Below are 17,621 nucleotides of genomic sequence, written 5' to 3'. Positions count from 1 at the left end.
ATATGCCCCTCCTCTTCGCTGGGGATGAGGCCGTCATGAAAAAGCTAGCCGTCGTAGCGTTGGGCCTGGTCACAAATGTTTCCGGAATTACGCCAGCCCAGGCGTTTCCGGCCATCAACCCGCCCGTGGTCGAGATGCAGCAGCGGACAGAACCCGTACAATGGCGGCATGGAGGAGGCGGCCACTGGTATGGCGGCCATTACCGTGGATACCACCATCACCACGGATCTGAATGGGGCTGGGCCCTGGGCGGCCTGGCTGTCGGTACGATCATTGGCGGCGCTTTGGCACAGCCGTACTACGGCCCGTACGATGACACGTTCTACGGCTCTTCCTACGGCTATTATTCCCGTCCTTACGGCTATTACCGGCCGTACCGCCAGTATGAGCCTTCGGTCGCCTATGAAGGGGGCAGCCATGTCAGTTGGTGTTACGCGCGCTATCGCACTTACAGGGCGTTCGACAACACCTTCCAGCCCTACTATGGACCCCGTCGTCAATGTGTAGGACCTTATTGAGGGGTTCCCTGTAGGACTTTTCGCAGCCGAACACCTCTGCTGTGAGGGGTGGGGCGGACCGAAACTGTCATTGTTCCTTCGAACGAAGCTCGTCACCTCATAAGGTTTCGTGCGATTTGCACCAGTGCGCCATCACTGGTGTCGGACGACTGTGCGGATTGGTTTCCGGCATTGAGCCAACATTGGTTCATCATCGCCAGAATTTCTTCATCGGACTGGACTATGCCCGCTGCGTCGAAATCGCTACGAATCTTGGCAAGAATATCATTTTGATTGACGTCGAAGGCCGCCTTTGCAAGGTCGTCCGAGTAGGTCTTCGTATCGCTCTCTATCAGGTTCAGCTTATTGGCAGCCCACATGCCGACCAGCTTGTTTCGTCTGGCCATTCTCATGGTGTCGATGCGCAGATTAGACATTGAAGCTCCTCCGTTGCGTTTAATTCCACCGAAATCGAAAGATACTGTGTCGAAGTGCTAGACGTTCGTGGTCTCCGCTCGCGCCAGCCCAATTGAGCAAGGGAGACCAGGCCATTGCCTTGTCTAAGAACGACGTGCTGTTGGCATGAACGTCTAATTGCTAATCAGTTGCCGCGCTCTTCTCCGCAATGGCGGAAGCATAGCACCCAAATCAAGTTCTTGCCTGTAGTTTCACTGCCAAGGGTTGGCAAGGGACTGGCTGCGCGGGGGTAAATTCGTGGGCCGCAAGGCCCGAACATGGTGACGCATTGGCGAATCTGCCTCGCGGGGAGCGGGAGGCAGCGTTCTTGGGCCCTGCCCAACAGAGGAGGACGCACTTCGCCTCCCTGCTGACGAGACGTCGTAGGCTGTCGTGCGGGATCTACATTTGGGTGGAGGTGGTCCGAAAATCGAGATCGCGTGTCGACTGCAGAGGATCGGCGTGCTGCAAAAACCGATCGCCCTCTGGGACGCCGTCGAGGAAGTGAGCAGGCTTTAAAAAGAGACAGTCAAATCAAGTCAACTCCGGTGCGAAACGGCCAAATTTATCGCCTTCGTAGGTTCGATCGAGCTTAACCTGGCGTGTCCCAACGATGACTGTGGCGGTTGAACGAAGTTGCACCTGGCCATCTTGAATGAAGCCTCGCGCCAGGGCCAGAACCTCGCCGCGGATTTGGGCTTGCGTCGCGGTATCGGCCCTAGCGAGCCCCGCCACGACAGGTGCCGCGATGTCGGTCATGAAGTCCCGATATTTCTCGGGAGACGCGTGGCTCATGGTAGATGAAACTTCCTCCTCGTGCAGATCTGTCAGGCCAGCGTCTTCGAAGGCGGTACGCATCAATCCTTCGGGCGCGCAACGAAAAAGTCCGGGCGAGCCGGGGGCGGGGCGGGCATCTCGATGTGACGCGAGATCGTCGACATGATCGTCGTTGCCCAGGGGTTTTTGTCAGGGCCGCTCCAGACGGCCGCGCATATCCGTGCTCCCGGCTTTGCCACACGTGCAAATTCTCGAGCGGCGACCGAGATTTCGGGAAAGAACATGAAGCCGAAGCGACAGAGTACGCTGTCGAAGGACGCATCTTGAAACGGCAAGGCGCCGGCATCGCAAACTCTGGTGTTGAAATTTGTCAGGCCACGGCGAGAGGCGTTCTCGGATGCTACTGCCAGCATGCGCTCCGAGAGATCGGTCACGGTTACATTTCCATGCGGCACCATTGTTGCCGCGGTGAGCCCGGGCTCGCCAGTTCCGGCGGCAACGTCAAGGACATGCGCGTCTTCCCTGAGGTGGGAGACCCTGAGCATCGCGTCGGCGAACGGGGCAAGCCAGCCAAGAACCAACTCGTCCCACTTCTTCCAGCCGGTGGAAAAACGATCCCATCTGTCTCGTTGCTGTTGGCGGATCTCATCGACGGTTCCAGGCATGGCTGTCACTCCGTGATAGACTTTCCATCTTCCATACTGCTCACTATGAGCCGTCTGGCTCACGATGCAATCCAACAGGCATGCCACAGTGCGGCGCATCTTGCGGGAGAACGTTGATCCTATACTCCGGTGATACCCAGCACATTGCCTGCCGCAAGCGCAGCATGCCAACAACGCACCCGAGTTCCCGGCAGTAGCGCTAGATGAGAATGTCGTTCACCGAGGTTATCCAGCGAGTTCGGCGCGTTGACTCCAGGCTGTTGTGGGAATCAAACTGCCGGATACGATCGAAGTTCAAACCAGTCTCCTGCTCAACTGTCGCAATCGTCGTCTGAATCTTGCGGGTCCGGAGCTCCTCGAAGCGATACGGAGCCAGTGCCTTGAAGACTTTGGCTTCGTATAGCGCGGCCACGTACTGCGTTTGGCCGACAATGAAGGCCGCCGCGGAAACCGTGCTCGGCGTTTTCTGAACGACCGCAATCTTCCAAAACGAGAGAGGTATCTTCCAAGGGCCACCCTTTCGATCCTTTCCATAAGGAGGGTCGTCGGGGCGATAGATCGGACCCTGTAAGACAGTCACCTTGCGCTCGGTCAACTGCGTCTGGTTGAGAACGTAGTCTTCGAGATTGCCCCAATCGACGTTGTTGTAGGTTTGGAACTGCGGAGCGGCGTTGGTGTAGTGAAACGAATCCTCGTCTCCTTCCCGTGCCTCTTCATCGCTTGCGCCCCACGCTGCATCGAAACGCCTTACGAGATGTCCGCGGCTGAACTGGATCTTGTCGGTTCCCTTGGCTTTTTCGTAAAACTCGCCGTCTGGTTGATACTCCGCAGCAATTCGAGCGTCGCGTCGAAAGCTCCCGGGACGATCGCCGGGATATCTGAGCTTAGATCCATTGATGTTGACGGCGGTGATTATCGCAAACTTGCGATCCTTGTGCATGACCACCGAAAACTTGTTGTAGGCGAGTTCATGGCCGTTGCCGCCAAGAAGAGGGGCGGCCTGGTCTTTCATCGGCTCAATAATCTCATCGAGTGGCAACGCTTCGGAAAGAAAATTGGGATCGTAGCCGTAGACCGTGTTTTGCTTCGACCAGCGTGTTGGCTTGTAGGGCTTCCCGTCGGCTTCAAGAACACTGTTCGCAGCGATCGCTATCTCCGGCACCATGGGTGTAAACCCGAGGGCCCCTTCTAGGCGATCAAGAGTGCGCAAGGCGTCATCGTTTTCCAGCCGGTGCTCCTCGAGGAGCTTGAAGATCGCGCTCACCCTGACACCTTCGTTTCCCAGCCACTTGACAGGCTCATTGGGCTTGGCCGGATCATAGGGTGCAGCGACGGCTTTGTGATGAAGGGCAACGACCTGCCATTGATCGTTCAACACCGGCGAGCCCGATGAACCTGGTTCGGTGTCGGTCAGGTAGTGAATGAACGATTCGAGGTGAAGATCCTTCAGATCGAGGTTGACGATCTGGTTTGCACGAATGCTGATCTGCTTCGGGCCGCCCCCTGGATGCTGGATGATCGTGACCCATTCGCCATCGACCGCCTTTCCTGACAAGGGCAGGAGGCTCAGCCATCCAAAGCGCTCAAGCGGAATTCCTTTGTCCGATACTGGAGCAACCGAGACGAACGTGACGTCGGCCTGCGGATCGGAGAAGAATATCTCCTGCGGCATCAGGTTGAACTGGATGGGCGATCCAAGGACACCGTCGATGTCGTGCTCGTATGCAAACTCAGCTTCAGCCTGGCCAGCCTCGTTTCTGTTGCCGAGAACGTGCGCATTCGTCAGGAGAAGACGCGGCCCGATAAGGAAGCCCGTCCCATACCACTCGCCACCCGGAGAGGGCACGCGGATCCGGCATACGGCTGCAGCAGCCCGCCTTCCGCGTTCCAGGTAGTTGATTGATGTCAGATCGCTCTCTCCGATGACACGCTCGAAGCCGGTGGGATCTGACTGTCGCGGCTCCAGGAGATCCTGTCGGATGGCAAGCCTCTCCAGCGACTCGGCAGGTTGCACAGTATCCCGGCTAGCCGCGACGTGGCGTGGAGCGCCTTTCATTTCTGCCATTGCTTTCGCGAGTTTCCGGTCGGTCGTTGTGACCAGGTCGCGACGGACACCTGCGAGATCTGTTAGGTCAGACATTGCTTCCTCGATATGCTTGGGGAACATTTCGAAATGCAACTCATGCCTGCAGCAATGGTGCCCGGATCGGGCCATCATCTCGCACTACTTTAAACTGTATGGTGTTCGTGGCAAGCCGACAGTTGTGGTGAAATCCGCATCCCTTCGAACTAGTCCGCTCTTTTGGCTCATCTTCTACGCATCATTTAGCTGCCTTTCGACCGGGTCTCAAAGGCGCTGGCCTTGGATGAGACGGGTCCGGTGCGGCAAGAAGGGCGGTGACATCTACGCGAGTGCCGACGCAAGACGATCCAGCAGGTCAATAGAGGCATTATGCTTTCCTCGCCCAAGATCACTCACAACTGTCCTATCGACGTCAGCGTCGCGGCAAGGTTCTCCTGCGTGAGGCCAAGCGCCGAGCGTAAGTGACGAACGTTCCAAGCAATACGAGCGCGGATTTCCAAAAACGTGGCCCAGCTTGATATTAAGAATACGATCCCGTCGTCCCGGCAGCAAAGACAGTTATAACGCCGAGGGTACTAGGAAGTGGCCTGCGTCAAGTACGGACGCGGGGGATGCGACCTGACCCGCATTTTCCTCGAACCGCCATCACCGGCCACTCAAATGGTGCTGGACGCGGCGAGGGCGGACGAGAGGGCTGCCGACGCCTACTACTATGGGTTTCCCCATCCTGAGAGCATCGTCCCCGCACTCACTGACATCAATGTCGCGCAAGCGTTCGCTGCGCGCTATGACATCAGGCAACCCGGAAACTGAGCGCCATGGTGGAGATTGAAACCGTGCCAAGCGAAGAGCCGATTGTTTCGACGGGTGCTTTTCGCGATGGCATGTCGCGTCTCGGCAGCGGCGTGAACATCATTACATCCAACGGTGCTTCTGGCCGACTTGGTTTCACGGCAACGGCCGTGTGCAGCGTGAGCGATACGCCCCCCTCGTTGCTCGTCTGCATGAACAGAAGCAGCCTGCAGAATGCGCCTCTGAAGAAAAATAGCGTCCTTTGCGTCAATGTCTTGTCGGCGAAGCAGCAGGCCCTGTCGCAGGTATTTTCAGGTGCCGACAAGATCGCGATGAATGAGCGGTTCTGACGTGCAGAATGGTCGACGCTGGCGACCGGTTCGCCGGTCCTGGCAGATGCCTGCGTCGCTTTCGATTGCGGGATCGTCACGGTCCTGGAGGTGAACACGCACAGTCTCATGATCTGCGAGGTTCTGGCGATCCAGGAACATCCGACGGTCAGCAGCCTGATCTATTTCGATCGAACGTATCATCCAGTGGGGAGGGGCTGACATGGTTTCCGGGTTTGATCTCGTCATTCGCGGCGGCCGGATTGCGACTGCAGCAGACTTTTCCTGCGACATTGGGATTGCCGGTGGCCCAAAACCTGTCGAAAGGTGCGTCGGAGATGGACGCGAAAGGACGACTTGTCCTGCCGAGTGGAATCGACAGCCATGTCCATCTCGACCAATATCAGGGCTAGGGAATTGTCATGGCCGACGGATTCGAAACCAGCAGTCGAAGTGCTGCGGCCGGAGGCAATACGTGCATCGTACCCTATGTCCTTCAGCGCCGCGGTCAGTCGTTGCGCGAAGCCGTCGCCGACTATCACGGCAAGGCTGATGGAAATTCGCTCGTCGACTACGGATTCCACCTGATCATCAGCGATGCGACACCGACCGTTCTTGGCCAGGAACTGCCGGCGCTGATAGCCGGTGGCTATACCTCCGTGAAGATCTTCATGACCTATGACGATCTTGTGCTGAGGGATCGCGAGATCCTCGAGGTCCTGAGCATCGCGCGCGAGTACGGGGCAATGGTCATGATCCACGCAGGATACGACCAGATCAAGTTCCTGACCGACAAGCTTGAGCAGGCCGGCAAGACAGCGCCCTATTATCACACTTGGTGGAAAGGGAAGCGACACATCGCGCGATCGCCCATGCCGAACTGATCGGAGTTCCCGTGATGATCGTCCATGTTTCTGGCGAGGAAGCGATGGAGCAGATCGAATGGGCGAGGATGAGGGGCATCAAGGTCTATGCGGAGACCTGTCCGCAATACATTGTCCTGACGGCGGAACATCTGGCTGGTCTCAACATGGACCATTCCGGCGCGAAATATGTCTGTTCGCCTCCGCCGCGCGACCGCCTCGCAAGAGGCGATCTGGCGTGGCATCGCCAACGACACGTTCCAGACCTTTTCTTCGGATCACTGCCCGTTCCGCATGAGAATACGCTTGGAAAATCCGGCTCACGGGCACGCACATCCTTTGCTGGGGTCCGAACGGCATTCCCGGGGTAGCGGCGCGCATGCCGATCCTGTTTTCGGAGGGCGTCAGCAAGGGGCGGATCTCCCTTCAGCGCTTCGTTGCGTTGACGTCGACAAACCATGTCAAGCTTTTCGGCATGTACCCGCCCAAGGGCATGATCGCGGTTGGATCATCGGCGGCCGTTTGCCGGGCGAGGGGGGCTATCTGGTTCTCCAGCAGGAAATCTCCAACGCCACGACGCGGGGAGCACTTGAGATGGCTCGCTCGAGTGGCGTTACGAGGATTTTGAATGTATCTCCCTTTCATCGCAGCTCTGAGGATCTTTCGCGGCTAGCGGATATTGTCATCGCCAATCAGCATGAATGGTCTCGGCTGGCCGGCGGCGCTTCGACGCCGCAGAATGGAGCCTCAGACACCAACAGACGTTCGTCGTGACAAAGGGCTCGGAGGGCGTTTCGGTTGCTTCGCCTTCGGACTATTTCGAGCTTGGTGCGCCGACAATCCAGCCGGTTGATACCGTCGGTGCGGGCGACACCTTTTGCGGATACCTCGCCGCAGCTTTGGATCTCGGAGATCCGCTTCAGGCGGCCGTCAACGGCGCGGTAACCGCGGCGAGCATGGCGTGCCTGAAGGCTGGAGCGCAATCGTCCATCCCCGCAAGGCGGGAGGTCCTTGAGGTGGGACGAATTGGAATGTTCGGTCCACGTCCGCCTTCAGCCGGCTGATGGTTCGATTGGGATTTCGCGTGGCAGCGGTAGGTCTCGCAAAGCCGCTCCGAACACGTCGAAGGGCGAGACTGATCAAGAAAAGTCGGTCCTACGCCAGTTCTATCGTCTGCCTTATCGGAAGCCGAAGAAGCTTAGAACCGCAAGGATAATCACGATGGCGCCTACAAGCCAGATCAGGTTGTTCATGTGCAATTCCTCCTAGGTCCGCTATCGATCACATTAATCCTCTCTGAGGAGCGCGATCACTTCAGTCCGGTCGTGCCTTATGTGGCCGGCAGTGGCCGGGGCCTTCTGACAAACGGTAATGCGCCCCGGCTGTTCCGACGCACGGACTTAAGTCCGGGCGCCCTCGGACCAAGGTCCTAGCAGCGGAACAGGTTCCTGGACCATCCGTTCTCTCGCCGCGGTCGTCAGGGCCGCATCAAGGAGAAGGAGCTAAAAGATGTTTCATAAGGTTATCGTCAGCGCAGCCGTCTCGGCGGCCCTCATGTCTGGCGTCGCTTTCGCCCAGTCGTCCACGGTGAATGGAGCTGCAGGTGGTGCCGTGACAGGTGCGATCGTCGGTGGTCCTGTCGGTGCAGCCGTCGGCGGTGTCGCCGGTGCCGTCGTTGGCGCAGCGATCGATCCGCCGCCGCAGAAGGTCGTCACCTATGTCCGTGAAGCTCCGGCGCCGACGACGCGCATCGTTGTCAAGGAAAAGGTGGTGGTCGGTCAGCCCCTTCCAAAAACCGTCGTCGTGACGCCGGTTCCGGAAAATCCGAAATACGCGTATGCGGTCGTGAACGACGAGCGCGTCATCGTCGAGCCGTCTTCCCGCAAGGTTATCCAAGTCATCAACTGATCCGTTCCATGGACGCGGCCACCGCCGCGTCCAGACACGTCGGATAATCAAGCAGGAAGTCGCAGGATGAAGACCGTCGCATCGCTGGCGTTTGGTATCGCAAGTTCTATCGGCGCCTGTATCGCCGCGAGCTCGGTGGCCTCGGCAATCATGGCAGGTTCGCAGGCTCATGAGTTCGATACTTCGCCCTCGCCTGATCTCTGGACGAGCAGTCCGGTCCGGGTCGACGTGGCCAAGCAAGGGTACGAGCGCATCCCGGCATCATATTCAAGCTACGTCACCGACGCGGCAAAGGTCAGGATCGCCGTCAACAAGCCGGAAGCCACGACTAAGGAACTCGAGTCAGTGAAGCCGACGTTGTCCGCCGAACACGTCAGTTGGTGTGGATCACGCTATCGATCATACGACCCTGCCTCCAACAGCTATCGGGCCTACAGCGGGCAGACGAAGACATGCATGTCGCCATACGCAGCATTGGAGGCCACCAAGAGCGAAACCGCTCAGGCGGGATCTGGTGTGGCAGTATACGCTGCCGAGGCGTGGTGCGCGGCCCGTTATCAGTCTTACCGGGCATCTGACAATAGTTACCAGCCATACAGCGGCCGGCGCCGGACCTGCGTTCCGCCTGATCACCAGGAAATGGCCTCGACCAGATAGACACCAACGACGGTTATGGCGGGAAAGGGGGTGTTTACCAGGGTTGGCCCGAGGCCCAAGGGCTAAACGTCGGGTCAGGCACAGAGGAAGGATAACGACATGCTGTGGTGGATATTCGTTGGTTATCTCGGGTTGATGTCGACGATGACGGCCGGCGTGTTGCTGATGATACTGCGAAGCGTTTGGCGGGCGAGGCGTTTGAAGTCGCCAGGAGTGAGTGAAGACGCCGAAGCTGTGGTTGCTGATAACGCTGTACGGGACCGCAAGGTTCAGCCCATAATTAGGGCGAGGGAATGCTGAACGAAGTGCAGCGCAACTTGAAATACAATCCGGTCGCGACATCTATGAACACACGCAAGTGAACCGATATGTCAAAGCATCTGTCCCTCAGCCAATCCCCAACCCTTACCGCAGAGCAGACCAGCTCGATTCTGCTCGGCTTTGCCGAGACGCTATCAGCATTCGGGCAACAGCTCCCGGGCGAGGAAAGCGATCTGAGTGCCATCCTCGAAGACGTCGCTGCGTCTGTCAAAGCAATGGTCAACGATATTGCGCATGGCGACCACGATGTCGCTCTTGAAATCATCCGATCTGCCGCAAGGCTCATCAGCGTGATGCGACAGGTCATGTCCCGGCGTTCGATGTCGCCGACGCTTCACTAGTAAGCCGAGGTTGGGAGATCGGGACGACGCTGGATGCGGTTGCGAACGGGCTGCCGATGATTGCCGTTGGCTTCTCCCACCAATCCTGCCGAATGGCTGTCCCCGCGACCGTCAGCTTGCCTTTGACGCTCCGCCTTGACGGGTGTCACTCCCCGGCCAATGGCTTCGCGCAGCGAGCTGCCATCCTGTCGATCCGTCAAGGGAATTCATCAGCTCCACAAAGTCGCAGGCCTCAGCCCAGGTCATGCGGGAAACCGGTACTTCACAGATCATGGCGGGCTGCCCATCCGATCGTCTCGACAAATCGTTGCGCCTGGCCGAAAGGAAAATCGAGGCCGGCGATCCACGGGCCTCCGGTTGAAAGGAAATCCTCGAAGGATGCGAAGGTGGCAAAGGTCTCGAGCGCGATGAATGTCGACACATCGCCTTTAAGCTCGCAGATGGCGCGGGTGATCGGCTTCCGGCGACTTGGCTTGCTGGTTAAATCGATACCGAATACCTTCACCGCGCCGTCAGCGCCTCGCCGATCGCGTAGTAATGGCCACTTGCGACATGGTGCAGGCTGCGCCACTCGGGCCCGGCGGTTTCAAAGTGCCATGCCCGTCCCTGAATACCCGTTCGTCGGCCCAGCTGCGGTCACCTCCGCAATGAAGAGATCGTAGGGGGACTGGATGTGGGGCTCCCCGATTACCCGGCAAGCAAGCCACGCCGAGCAGCCTTCAACAAACGGAAGGTCCTGCTCTGGAATGTCAAAGAGTGACACGCCGGATGCCAGGAGTTTCTGAGAATCCCGGTGAAGGCTTCGCGTTCCGACCTGTTGGGTCAGGTCAAGTTGCGCCACGGTTGGCACCTGGACGACGAAGCGCCCGCTTGCTTCCATCAGCGAGCGTATCCTGGCAATGCTGTCTGCCACGACCATCAGCTTGGGCGGATCAATGTCGAGACCCCAGCACCATGACCGCCATGACATTGTCGACGCCGTCATGCCGGGCGGACACGAGAACGGTTGGCCCATGGTTAACTAGACGGTAGGCCTTATGAACTTCGACCGGCTGGACGTGGATCTTGTTCACAATCGGAAACGTCGCCCGGCTCCTGTCATCTCGCGATGTGCAGGTTAGCCCAGACCTTCCGCCATTGCATAGGTCAACAGGACATCCTGGATATTCACCCGGTCTTCGCTCGGCAGAAGTGCACGGGTTGTAATCGACTCCAGATGGTGCGCCATCAGTTCAATGGCGCGCCCAGTCTTGCCCGCCATCAGTGTCTCCAGCAATTCGCGATGCTCTGAGACCGCGCATTCCGACGAGTGCGGTCGGCCGTAAAGCGTAAGGATGAGCGAGCTTCTGGCAACAAGTTCGTTGATATAGCGAATGAGGCTCTCGTTCTCAGTCATCTGCGCGAGCAGCGTATGGAACTCTCCCGCAAGTCGAATGGATGCGGCATGATCCTTGGTGGTGGCTTCTTCTGTCGCGATGTGATCGGACAATCTTGCGATCTGGGGCTCGGCCAGTTTTCCCGACAGTGTTTCGACGACCAGACGTTCGAGCGCCATGCGCGTCAGGAACAGATTTCTTCCCTCCTCAAGCGTTGGTCGAGCAACAACGGCGCCTTTGTTGGGGCGGAGTTCCACCAGACCTTCACTGCTCAGTCTCACCAGCGCCTCGCGGACCAGCGTGCGGCTGACGCCCAGTCGTTCCCCGATGGAGTCCTCGGGCAGTTTCGATCCCGGCGTCAGCGCCTGATCAAGGATGGCTCGCTTCAGGGCACGATGAACCGCGTGCGCGCGGCCGCCTGCCGAGCCTGCCTTCTTGGTCATTGAAAGTCTCCATTTAAATCGGTTGAGGCGATGGATTGCATACGAAATGGGCCTCTGTCCAGTGCGTACCTGATCCACAAACATCATTCCTGGCGCTCGCTTTTGCCTGCGTCGCTCGCATTACGCGACCCCGGCTGCTCGTATGCATGAACCTAGCTAAAGCGTATACAATAAATGTATTCATGGCTGGGTGCGCAAGTTTTATCCTGAAGAGGCTTGATGGTTTCATCCGGTGATAGCTGTGGCCTCGATCGTGGTGTTTCTGCTCTTGCGATTGAGCCCAGACGATCCAACCGTCGTCATAGCAGGTGACAACGCCGATGCTACGACCATCCAAAGGATCCGTGCTTCGCTTGGCCTGGACCGGCTCTCACGCCGAAACCTGCCTGATTTCACAGCTGTGCTCGCCGGACCCCGAGAGGCCACATTGTGCCGCAACCGCATCCGGCGAGCGGGCGGGAAATGGTTGTTGCGTGGTCGCCGCTGCTAATCCCGCCGATAGTCGCCGCGCGGCCGAAGGCAAGAGCATGCAACTGAAGATCTGCAGCTGGCTTTCAGGACCGCTTGATGAGCAAATGCCAATGAACCTGCTGCCCAATAACGCAGGATATATGGTGACACTGCACCTGCTGGTATAAGATTTGGCCTCTCGCAAGATGAGGACGGTCGAGTGGTATGGACGGCAGCAAATCGGCTAAATTGAAAATTGGATTTCTGTTGGCAAGGAACTTTACGCTGAGCGCGTTTTCGTTGTTTGTCGACACTCTCCGACTGGGGAGCGACGAAAAGGACAAGTCCGGGCGGGTGGCGTGCGATTGGCTGGTAATGAGTTCCGACCGGCGGTTCGCAACGTCCAGTTCTGGCGTGCAGGTGGTGCCGACGGCGCTGTTGAGGCCCGCAACGGAATTCACCTACATCGTGGTCGTGGGGGGCCGACTTACCGACGCGGAAGCGTTGGACGTTGATACCATTCGGTACTTACGTGGGGCTGTCGAAGATGGAGTTCCTGTAATCGGGCTCTGCACCGGCAGCTTTATCTTGGCCGATGCTGGCTTGCTGAAAGGAAGGACGGCCTGTGTCAGCTGGCTGCATCATAACGAGTTTCGCGAATTATTCCCCGATACTCCCGTAACATCGCACGAACTTTTCGTGGAGGATGACAATATCATTACTTGTGCAGGCGGCAGCAGCGCTGCAGACCTCGCGGCATTTTTGTTGAACCGCCATGTCGGGGAATTCGCCGAGCGGAATGCGCTGGAAATCCTCCAGATCGCCAGACGCCGGGACGCAAGAGAAATGCAAACCCGCAACCCGCTCGGCCAAAGAGCCGATGACAAGCGCGTCGAGATGGCGTTGCTGATCATGGAGCAACATCTGGAGGACCTCCTGGAAATCGAGGATATCGCCAGTCAGACGGGGCTGTCGCGCAGGCAACTAGAAAGGTCGTTCAGAACCAAACTCGGAGTCTCGCCCGCTTCGGCTTATCTAAGGGTTCGGCTAGACGCGGCGATGCGACTGGTGAAGACAACAACCCTGCCATTGGCTGAGATAGCGGTCATGTCGGGATTTGAGAATTCTTCGCATTTCATTCGGAAGTTCCGGGAATGCTTTGGAAATCCCCCCGCGACAGTTCGAAAAAACCTCAGGCTGGAGACTGTTCGCGCAGAAAATATAGGTGCTGCTGCGCTTCGACGGACGACAGCTGAAATCAACCGCACGTGATCGGGTAGCGCCAGGCTCTTGCTGGTGTGTCGCAACCAAGTTTTACCAGACAATTTTAGTTTGAATTGGTCCGAGGATGAGAAAGCCGAGACATAGGTTGTGGGGTTCGTCTGTCAATTGACGAACCCCATTGCCGTCCTTATCGCTGCGAGGTTTCCGATTGTAGCCGCGGCCCTACGCCTCTGCCTACAGGGCATGCTTGACGCGAAGTATCGTAACGGCGACGGCAGCCATGACGATCGGGATCGAAACCAGCATGATGACCGGACTGAAATGATAGCCTGCGTGGTCAGCGGTCTCGAACACGAACTTCAGATAGTAGCTGATCGCTATGATCGAGAACCCTTCCACAGTGCGCTGGATTTTGACCTGCGTGGCAGCGTGATCCGCCATGGCCTGGATTTGAGTGGCGTTTTGATACTCGATCTCGACCTGGATGCGTGTCTGCAGCAGGTCGAGCAGGTGCATCGTGGCGCGTGAGAGCTGTTCCAGCCGAAGGGCAGTTGCCTCGCATGTTCTGACCGCAGGCTTTTGAGCCGCCTTTCGACGAACGTGCCGAAGCACTGAAAGCCCGGGACATGTGTCTCCCGGAGCAGCGCGATCCGTTCCTCTACAATCTTGGCGTATGCTCCGGTTGCTCCGAACCGGTTGCGAGTCTCTGCCGTGGCCGAAATAATGTGCGAGGACAGTATCGTGATGTCCTCAAGGACCCGCTTGTGGTCGGCCGCCGGAGTCATCAGGTTGCGCTTCGTGAGCTCCACAAGCTTGGTATCGTAGCCACCAAGTACGGGAGCGAGCCGCCGCGCTTCAGGAGGGCCGAGTAGCGCCATGGCACGGTAGGTCTCGATCTCAAAGATCCGCCGTAACATCCGCCCTAGCCGGTGCGCATTGAGATCCTTGTTGAAAAGAGGGATCCTGCTCAAATGAGCCGGTCGAATTCTAAAATCGGAGCAAATCTGGGCAGAGCCGCCGCCGATCAAAGAGGCGGCGGTGTCTCCGAAGTCAAAGGTCCGAAGAATAGGCCCGAGATCGGCCGGAGCCTCCGGCATGACGAGAATACTGACATGGCAAACGAGGCGAGGAGACGCTAGCCCGGCGAGGGCCGCGAAATCTGTCTCTGCAAGATCAGATTCGGGCCAGGTCTTCGCCTCGGCAGCAAGCTTCCGCACGCGTCACCGTGACGAATTCGGTGTGATGCTCGAGCCGGACAGAGATCTGCCTGGACGCTGTCGTGAAAGTCTTTGATTATCCCATCTGCAGGCATGAAGGCAACATGCTCGACGATCGCTGGGCCAGCAAAGTATAGAGAAGGCCGCGCGTGAAGTTCTGCATTGAAGTCGATGGGTGCGCGGTCGCTTCTTAAGGATTCGTCGGTATCTTCCTTGCTGGATGAACCAAGGCCCAACTCCTTCTGGGACTTTGAAATCACTCTCGTTCGGCTCCCCGACATCGATGGTGGCTTTCGCGTGAAAGAAAAAGGTAGACTACGGAAAACCAGGGCTGTTGGAAAGTGTTGTCGTGCAGCGGGGATGAATTGACCTTACTGTGTCTGCCATGCGACGACGAAAAATCCTGATACGCGATCGCGCCGCTGGCCTGCTTTTGAACCGCGGCAGAGGTCCTTCGCGCAACCTCCACCTCACTTCATTGATTGCGTGATCAAAAAAACAAAGAACCTCACTCCCGATCTCGTTTTCAGCCAGGTCTCGGGCGAGACGAAGAGATGCGATCAGATCGGGAAGGGGATCATCCAATACGGTATCCTCCATTAGGATTTCTGATGGAGGTTGCCCCCAGGCTTCGAGCTCCTGCAAGGTGCTGAAGGGCGGATATTGCCTGTCAGAAGCCGGTTGGTCACGCAGCCTTTATGACGGAGACATCGCATGATCGTCGGTTCGGCTTGAGGTTCGCCGATTTTGTCGTCGAGGCGTGTCCCACAGATGGAGCGGAGAACGGTCACTGCATGTGCGGTCATCAGACTGGACTTGATGGCTCTTCGATGTTTCCTCCTCCTCAGCGGCACCTAAAGGAGGGCTTCATGTTGGATCCTGAAAGCTTCAATGATCACGAACATAGGGCGCGATTTCGGCTTTTGCTTCGACTGTCGCTTCCATTGACACGGCAATGTCTGCCATCCAGATCTTGATAATTCCGAAAAGATTGCTCGGTCCGGTGCTATTGCTAGAAGGCTATATTAACGACTACGCGGACCGAGAGCCGGCGATCTCGATTGCCGCACTCATCGCAGGTCCTGAAAACGTGTAGGATCGGATGCAGTGGTCGCGCTAGCGACCACTGGCGCGACCCCTTAGCGTCACTGTGCCAAGCCGGACGACAATCCAGACGATGTGTCGACGTGTCACGCGAAAGGCGCACAACCTGTAGCCAGACTGCTTTCTGGCCGATCGTTGCCAGCGATCATTCCACAGCGCTCCTCACTCGACTGGAGCATCGCCAGCCTGCTGGGCCCGGATTGCCTGGGCGGCCGCCGCGCCGCCGCCCTTGTCGTCGCCTCCGACCTGCACTGTCGGCTGGGCGAACGAGATCCCGTTTGACAGGAAGACCTCCCGAATCTTGGCGTAGGCCTTGCGGCGGATATAGGTTTGCATGCCGGGAACGGTCGTCATAGCGAAGCTAAGGACGATGCCATAGTCGGCAAAGTCCTCGACGCCCTTCATTTTCAGGGGCTCGATGAAGAGTTTTCCGAGTTCCGGATCGTCCTTCAATTCGGCTCCGACTTTCTTAGTCAACTTTCGCGCATTCTCGATATCGGTGTTGAAGCCGACGGTAATCCTGAACTTGTCGATGACCCAATCGCGGCTCATGTTCTCGACAGCGCCGAGTTCACCGAAGGGCACTGTGAATACTGGCCCGCGATGATGGCGCAGCCGGACGGAGCGCAGGCTGAAGCCTTCGACGGTTCCCTTGTAATCCTTGGCCTGGATGTATTCGCCAACCCGGAAGGCGTCGTCGAGCATGTAGAACACGCCGCTGATGATATCCTTGACAAGGGTTTGCGAACCAAAGCCGATCGCGACACCGAAGATGCCGGCTCCCGCGATTAGTGGCCCGATCTGCACGCCGAGCTCGGCCAGAACAATCAGGGCCGCCATGACGGCAACAATGACGGCCAGGGCATTGCGAAAGATCGGAAGCAGCGTCCGAAACCGGGCCCGGCGGGCCGCATCGGCCGGCACAAGCAAGGTCGTATCCGTTGCTACGCGTAGTGTCCGGTCGATCCAGCCTTTGGCCAGTTGCCAGACAAGATCGGCGCAGACGAGGATCAGGACGCTTTTAAGGCCACCGTAGAACAGGGCAACGATGACCGGATCACGCTGACCCAGCGTATCGGGATTGAATTCCCACACCAGCGCCAGCCATGCGACGGCGAGCGCGATGACAGCTGCCCTTGCGCCTCGTACGAGCAGGATGCCGCGAAGACTGGCCGGGTCGGCTACGAAGGTGCCCGCGATACGCCCGACTGTATTAAGGACACCTGGAAGAATGAGCGCGTAGATCCCGATCCAGAAGAGACCACGCATGTCGAGGCTCCAGACAAGCCATAGTGTAACGATGAAGGCTGCAAAGGCCGCTTTCCATGCGCGGGGCCGCTGCGAGGTGGCCCACACCGCCTCGATCGCAAGGAGCAATATGATGGAGGAGAAGCAGTAGCTGATCGCGTCGGTGACGGTGAGCGGGACGCCAAGCGGCTCACCGACCGCCGCCGTTGCAACCGACAGGCAGATGATCCCGATGAGGACCGCCAACCTTGTGCGCAGTGAGCGTGTGATATCGGCTGCTGACAGACAGGCGATCGCCAGGCGAAATAGGATGAACGCCGAGAGATAGGCAAGCAGGGTGATGCGGGCCAGCGGTGGCCATTCCACCGCGAAGAACACGATGGCCATAGCGCCGGTGAAGATGCCGATTGGCGCCAGCCGTCCGGCGAGCGTGTCGCGGGACCCGACAAATCTGCGGTAAAGACCCTCTGCGAGAAGCCCGAGAAGGATTAATCCGGCGAAAATGAAAAACACCGGTGCATAGCCCCGGCTCGCTGCATCATGCCGTGTCCGGAGAGCCGCTGCAGCGATTTCTGACGGAATGGCTGGTATCGCCGTGACAATTTCATGAACGCGTGTCCGCGCCGCTGTCTCCCAGCGGGCCAGGCTGGAGGTGTGTGGCGGGGAAGTCGGTCTTGCACCTTCCGTGCCGACGCCTTTGCGGCTTTTCAGCCAGGTCTGAACCTCAGGATCCTGAAGCAGGCGCACAAGCTCGTCGATCTTCTGTTCCGCGACGGGGGCGGGGGCGGGGGCGGGCGATTGCGCCATTGCGTTGAACGCGATGGAAAGGCCGGCGATGAGAGACAATAACCATTTCATGCTGATACCCTT

Annotated in this window: 19 protein-coding genes and 2 pseudogenes; 12 read left to right on the top strand and 9 right to left on the bottom strand. The window is 58.1% G+C overall.

Going from position 1 to position 17,621, the window contains the following annotated elements; all coding sequences use genetic code 11:
• The first annotated feature begins 35 nt into the window (after window positions 1-35).
• Window positions 36-518, top strand: a complete 483-nt coding sequence (locus tag FHT76_RS32940; protein WP_183757637.1) for a BA14K family protein — start codon at window positions 36-38, stop codon at window positions 516-518.
• A 92-nt stretch (window positions 519-610) separates the two neighbouring features.
• Here FHT76_RS32940 and FHT76_RS32935 read toward each other — a convergent pair whose 3' ends face one another.
• The 4 genes from FHT76_RS32935 to FHT76_RS32920 all read right to left on the bottom strand — a co-directional run bounded on the left by FHT76_RS32935 (window position 611) and on the right by FHT76_RS32920 (window position 4,535).
• Window positions 611-934: an ATPase inhibitor subunit zeta gene (locus FHT76_RS32935; protein ID WP_246712662.1), complete on the bottom strand. Its 324-nt coding sequence runs from the start codon at window positions 932-934 to the stop codon at window positions 611-613.
• A 553-nt stretch (window positions 935-1,487) separates the two neighbouring features.
• Window positions 1,488-1,811, bottom strand: coding sequence for a hypothetical protein (locus tag FHT76_RS32930; RefSeq protein WP_246712663.1), 324 nt, complete (start codon window positions 1,809-1,811; stop codon window positions 1,488-1,490).
• Entirely contained in the window at window positions 1,811-2,395 is a 585-nt protein-coding gene (locus tag FHT76_RS32925) for a class I SAM-dependent methyltransferase (RefSeq protein WP_246720174.1), read from the bottom strand. Before FHT76_RS32925 ends, FHT76_RS32930 begins: the two co-directional genes overlap by 1 nt.
• A 199-nt stretch (window positions 2,396-2,594) precedes the next feature.
• Entirely contained in the window at window positions 2,595-4,535 is a 1,941-nt protein-coding gene (locus FHT76_RS32920; protein WP_183757621.1) for a DNA/RNA non-specific endonuclease, read from the bottom strand.
• Between the two features lie 525 nt (window positions 4,536-5,060).
• Between FHT76_RS32920 and FHT76_RS32915 the strand changes: the two genes are divergently transcribed.
• The 8 genes and pseudogenes from FHT76_RS32915 (at window position 5,061) to FHT76_RS32885 (ending at window position 9,689) form a co-directional block, all read left to right on the top strand.
• Window positions 5,061-5,291: a hypothetical protein gene (locus tag FHT76_RS32915; RefSeq protein ID WP_183757619.1), complete on the top strand. Its 231-nt coding sequence runs from the start codon at window positions 5,061-5,063 to the stop codon at window positions 5,289-5,291.
• 5 nt (window positions 5,292-5,296) lie between these two features.
• Window positions 5,297-5,821 (top strand): annotated as a pseudogene (locus FHT76_RS32910) (flavin reductase).
• Window positions 5,822-6,021: 200 nt separating this feature from the next.
• Window positions 6,022-6,483 carry a hypothetical protein gene (locus tag FHT76_RS41305; RefSeq protein WP_183757617.1) on the top strand — a complete coding sequence of 154 codons (462 nt, stop codon included), beginning with the start codon at window positions 6,022-6,024 and terminating at the stop codon, window positions 6,481-6,483.
• Window positions 6,484-6,497: 14 nt separating this feature from the next.
• Window positions 6,498-6,833: a hypothetical protein gene (locus FHT76_RS41300; RefSeq protein WP_183863829.1), complete on the top strand. Its 336-nt coding sequence runs from the start codon at window positions 6,498-6,500 to the stop codon at window positions 6,831-6,833.
• A 330-nt stretch (window positions 6,834-7,163) separates the two neighbouring features.
• Window positions 7,164-7,526 carry a PfkB family carbohydrate kinase gene (locus FHT76_RS32900; protein ID WP_246712665.1) on the top strand — a complete coding sequence of 121 codons (363 nt, stop codon included), beginning with the start codon at window positions 7,164-7,166 and terminating at the stop codon, window positions 7,524-7,526.
• Between the two features lie 445 nt (window positions 7,527-7,971).
• The gene (locus tag FHT76_RS32895) at window positions 7,972-8,370 is read left to right on the top strand and encodes a DUF1236 domain-containing protein (protein WP_183757612.1); all 399 of its coding nucleotides are present in this window, start codon (window positions 7,972-7,974) and stop codon (window positions 8,368-8,370) included.
• Between the two features lie 66 nt (window positions 8,371-8,436).
• Window positions 8,437-9,027, top strand: coding sequence for a BA14K family protein (locus FHT76_RS32890; RefSeq protein ID WP_183757610.1), 591 nt, complete (start codon window positions 8,437-8,439; stop codon window positions 9,025-9,027).
• A gap of 368 nt (window positions 9,028-9,395) precedes the next feature.
• The gene (locus FHT76_RS32885; protein WP_183757609.1) at window positions 9,396-9,689 is read left to right on the top strand and encodes a hypothetical protein; all 294 of its coding nucleotides are present in this window, start codon (window positions 9,396-9,398) and stop codon (window positions 9,687-9,689) included.
• 262 nt (window positions 9,690-9,951) lie between these two features.
• Here FHT76_RS32885 and FHT76_RS32880 read toward each other — a convergent pair whose 3' ends face one another.
• The 3 genes from FHT76_RS32880 to FHT76_RS32870 all read right to left on the bottom strand — a co-directional run bounded on the left by FHT76_RS32880 (window position 9,952) and on the right by FHT76_RS32870 (window position 11,508).
• Complete coding sequence (locus FHT76_RS32880) at window positions 9,952-10,194, bottom strand: hypothetical protein (protein WP_183757607.1); 243 nt, start codon at window positions 10,192-10,194, stop codon at window positions 9,952-9,954.
• A gap of 81 nt (window positions 10,195-10,275) precedes the next feature.
• A complete protein-coding gene (locus FHT76_RS32875; RefSeq protein WP_246712666.1) occupies window positions 10,276-10,659 on the bottom strand; it encodes a flavin reductase family protein in 384 nt (127 codons plus the stop codon).
• Between the two features lie 147 nt (window positions 10,660-10,806).
• On the bottom strand, window positions 10,807-11,508 hold the full coding sequence (locus FHT76_RS32870; RefSeq protein ID WP_183757605.1) for a GntR family transcriptional regulator: 702 nt from the start codon (window positions 11,506-11,508) through the stop codon (window positions 10,807-10,809).
• Between the two features lie 232 nt (window positions 11,509-11,740).
• Between FHT76_RS32870 and FHT76_RS32865 the strand changes: the two genes are divergently transcribed.
• Genes FHT76_RS32865 through FHT76_RS32855 form a run of 3 tightly spaced genes read left to right on the top strand, consistent with a single transcriptional unit; the run spans window position 11,741 to window position 13,230 of the window.
• Window positions 11,741-11,998, top strand: coding sequence for a hypothetical protein (locus FHT76_RS32865; protein ID WP_310503294.1), 258 nt, complete (start codon window positions 11,741-11,743; stop codon window positions 11,996-11,998).
• Window positions 11,982-12,146 carry a hypothetical protein gene (locus FHT76_RS32860; protein ID WP_183757603.1) on the top strand — a complete coding sequence of 55 codons (165 nt, stop codon included), beginning with the start codon at window positions 11,982-11,984 and terminating at the stop codon, window positions 12,144-12,146. Before FHT76_RS32865 ends, FHT76_RS32860 begins: the two co-directional genes overlap by 17 nt.
• Window positions 12,147-12,183: 37 nt before the next feature.
• Window positions 12,184-13,230 (top strand): GlxA family transcriptional regulator, encoded by a 1,047-nt coding sequence (locus tag FHT76_RS32855; protein ID WP_183757602.1) that lies wholly within the window; start codon window positions 12,184-12,186, stop codon window positions 13,228-13,230.
• A gap of 186 nt (window positions 13,231-13,416) precedes the next feature.
• On the opposite strand, the pseudogene FHT76_RS32850 reads toward FHT76_RS32855, so the two are convergent.
• Window positions 13,417-14,572 (bottom strand): annotated as a pseudogene (locus FHT76_RS32850) (DUF3422 domain-containing protein).
• A gap of 1,093 nt (window positions 14,573-15,665) precedes the next feature.
• Window positions 15,666-17,609: a mechanosensitive ion channel family protein gene (locus FHT76_RS32840; protein WP_183757600.1), complete on the bottom strand. Its 1,944-nt coding sequence runs from the start codon at window positions 17,607-17,609 to the stop codon at window positions 15,666-15,668.
• Between the last annotated feature and the right edge of the window lie 12 nt (window positions 17,610-17,621).

Source organism: Rhizobium sp. BK176, from assembly GCF_024808055.1.
The sequence above is the reverse complement of the archived record's forward strand: the minus strand, read 5'-3'. Positions and strand labels throughout refer to the sequence as shown.

Bases quoted from the DNA above. Each gene is read 5' to 3' on its own strand.
- FHT76_RS32940 (WP_183757637.1), top strand. From the start codon at position 36: ATGAAAAAGCTAGCCGTCGTAGCGTTGGGCCTGGTCACAAATGTTTCC.
- FHT76_RS41300 (WP_183863829.1), top strand. From the start codon at position 6,498: ATGATCGTCCATGTTTCTGGCGAGGAAGCGATGGAGCAGATCGAATGG.
- FHT76_RS32885 (WP_183757609.1), top strand. From the start codon at position 9,396: ATGTCAAAGCATCTGTCCCTCAGCCAATCCCCAACCCTTACCGCAGAG.
- FHT76_RS41305 (WP_183757617.1), top strand. From the start codon at position 6,022: ATGGCCGACGGATTCGAAACCAGCAGTCGAAGTGCTGCGGCCGGAGGC.
- FHT76_RS32895 (WP_183757612.1), top strand. From the start codon at position 7,972: ATGTTTCATAAGGTTATCGTCAGCGCAGCCGTCTCGGCGGCCCTCATG.
- FHT76_RS32875 (WP_246712666.1), bottom strand. From the start codon at position 10,659: ATGTCATGGCGGTCATGGTGCTGGGGTCTCGACATTGATCCGCCCAAG.
- FHT76_RS32890 (WP_183757610.1), top strand. From the start codon at position 8,437: ATGAAGACCGTCGCATCGCTGGCGTTTGGTATCGCAAGTTCTATCGGC.
- FHT76_RS32920 (WP_183757621.1), bottom strand. From the start codon at position 4,535: ATGTCTGACCTAACAGATCTCGCAGGTGTCCGTCGCGACCTGGTCACA.
- FHT76_RS32900 (WP_246712665.1), top strand. From the start codon at position 7,164: ATGGTCTCGGCTGGCCGGCGGCGCTTCGACGCCGCAGAATGGAGCCTC.
- FHT76_RS32870 (WP_183757605.1), bottom strand. From the start codon at position 11,508: ATGACCAAGAAGGCAGGCTCGGCAGGCGGCCGCGCGCACGCGGTTCAT.
- FHT76_RS32930 (WP_246712663.1), bottom strand. From the start codon at position 1,811: ATGCGTACCGCCTTCGAAGACGCTGGCCTGACAGATCTGCACGAGGAG.
- FHT76_RS32840 (WP_183757600.1), bottom strand. From the start codon at position 17,609: ATGAAATGGTTATTGTCTCTCATCGCCGGCCTTTCCATCGCGTTCAAC.
- FHT76_RS32855 (WP_183757602.1), top strand. From the start codon at position 12,184: ATGGACGGCAGCAAATCGGCTAAATTGAAAATTGGATTTCTGTTGGCA.
- FHT76_RS32925 (WP_246720174.1), bottom strand. From the start codon at position 2,395: ATGCCTGGAACCGTCGATGAGATCCGCCAACAGCAACGAGACAGATGG.
- FHT76_RS32935 (WP_246712662.1), bottom strand. From the start codon at position 934: ATGTCTAATCTGCGCATCGACACCATGAGAATGGCCAGACGAAACAAG.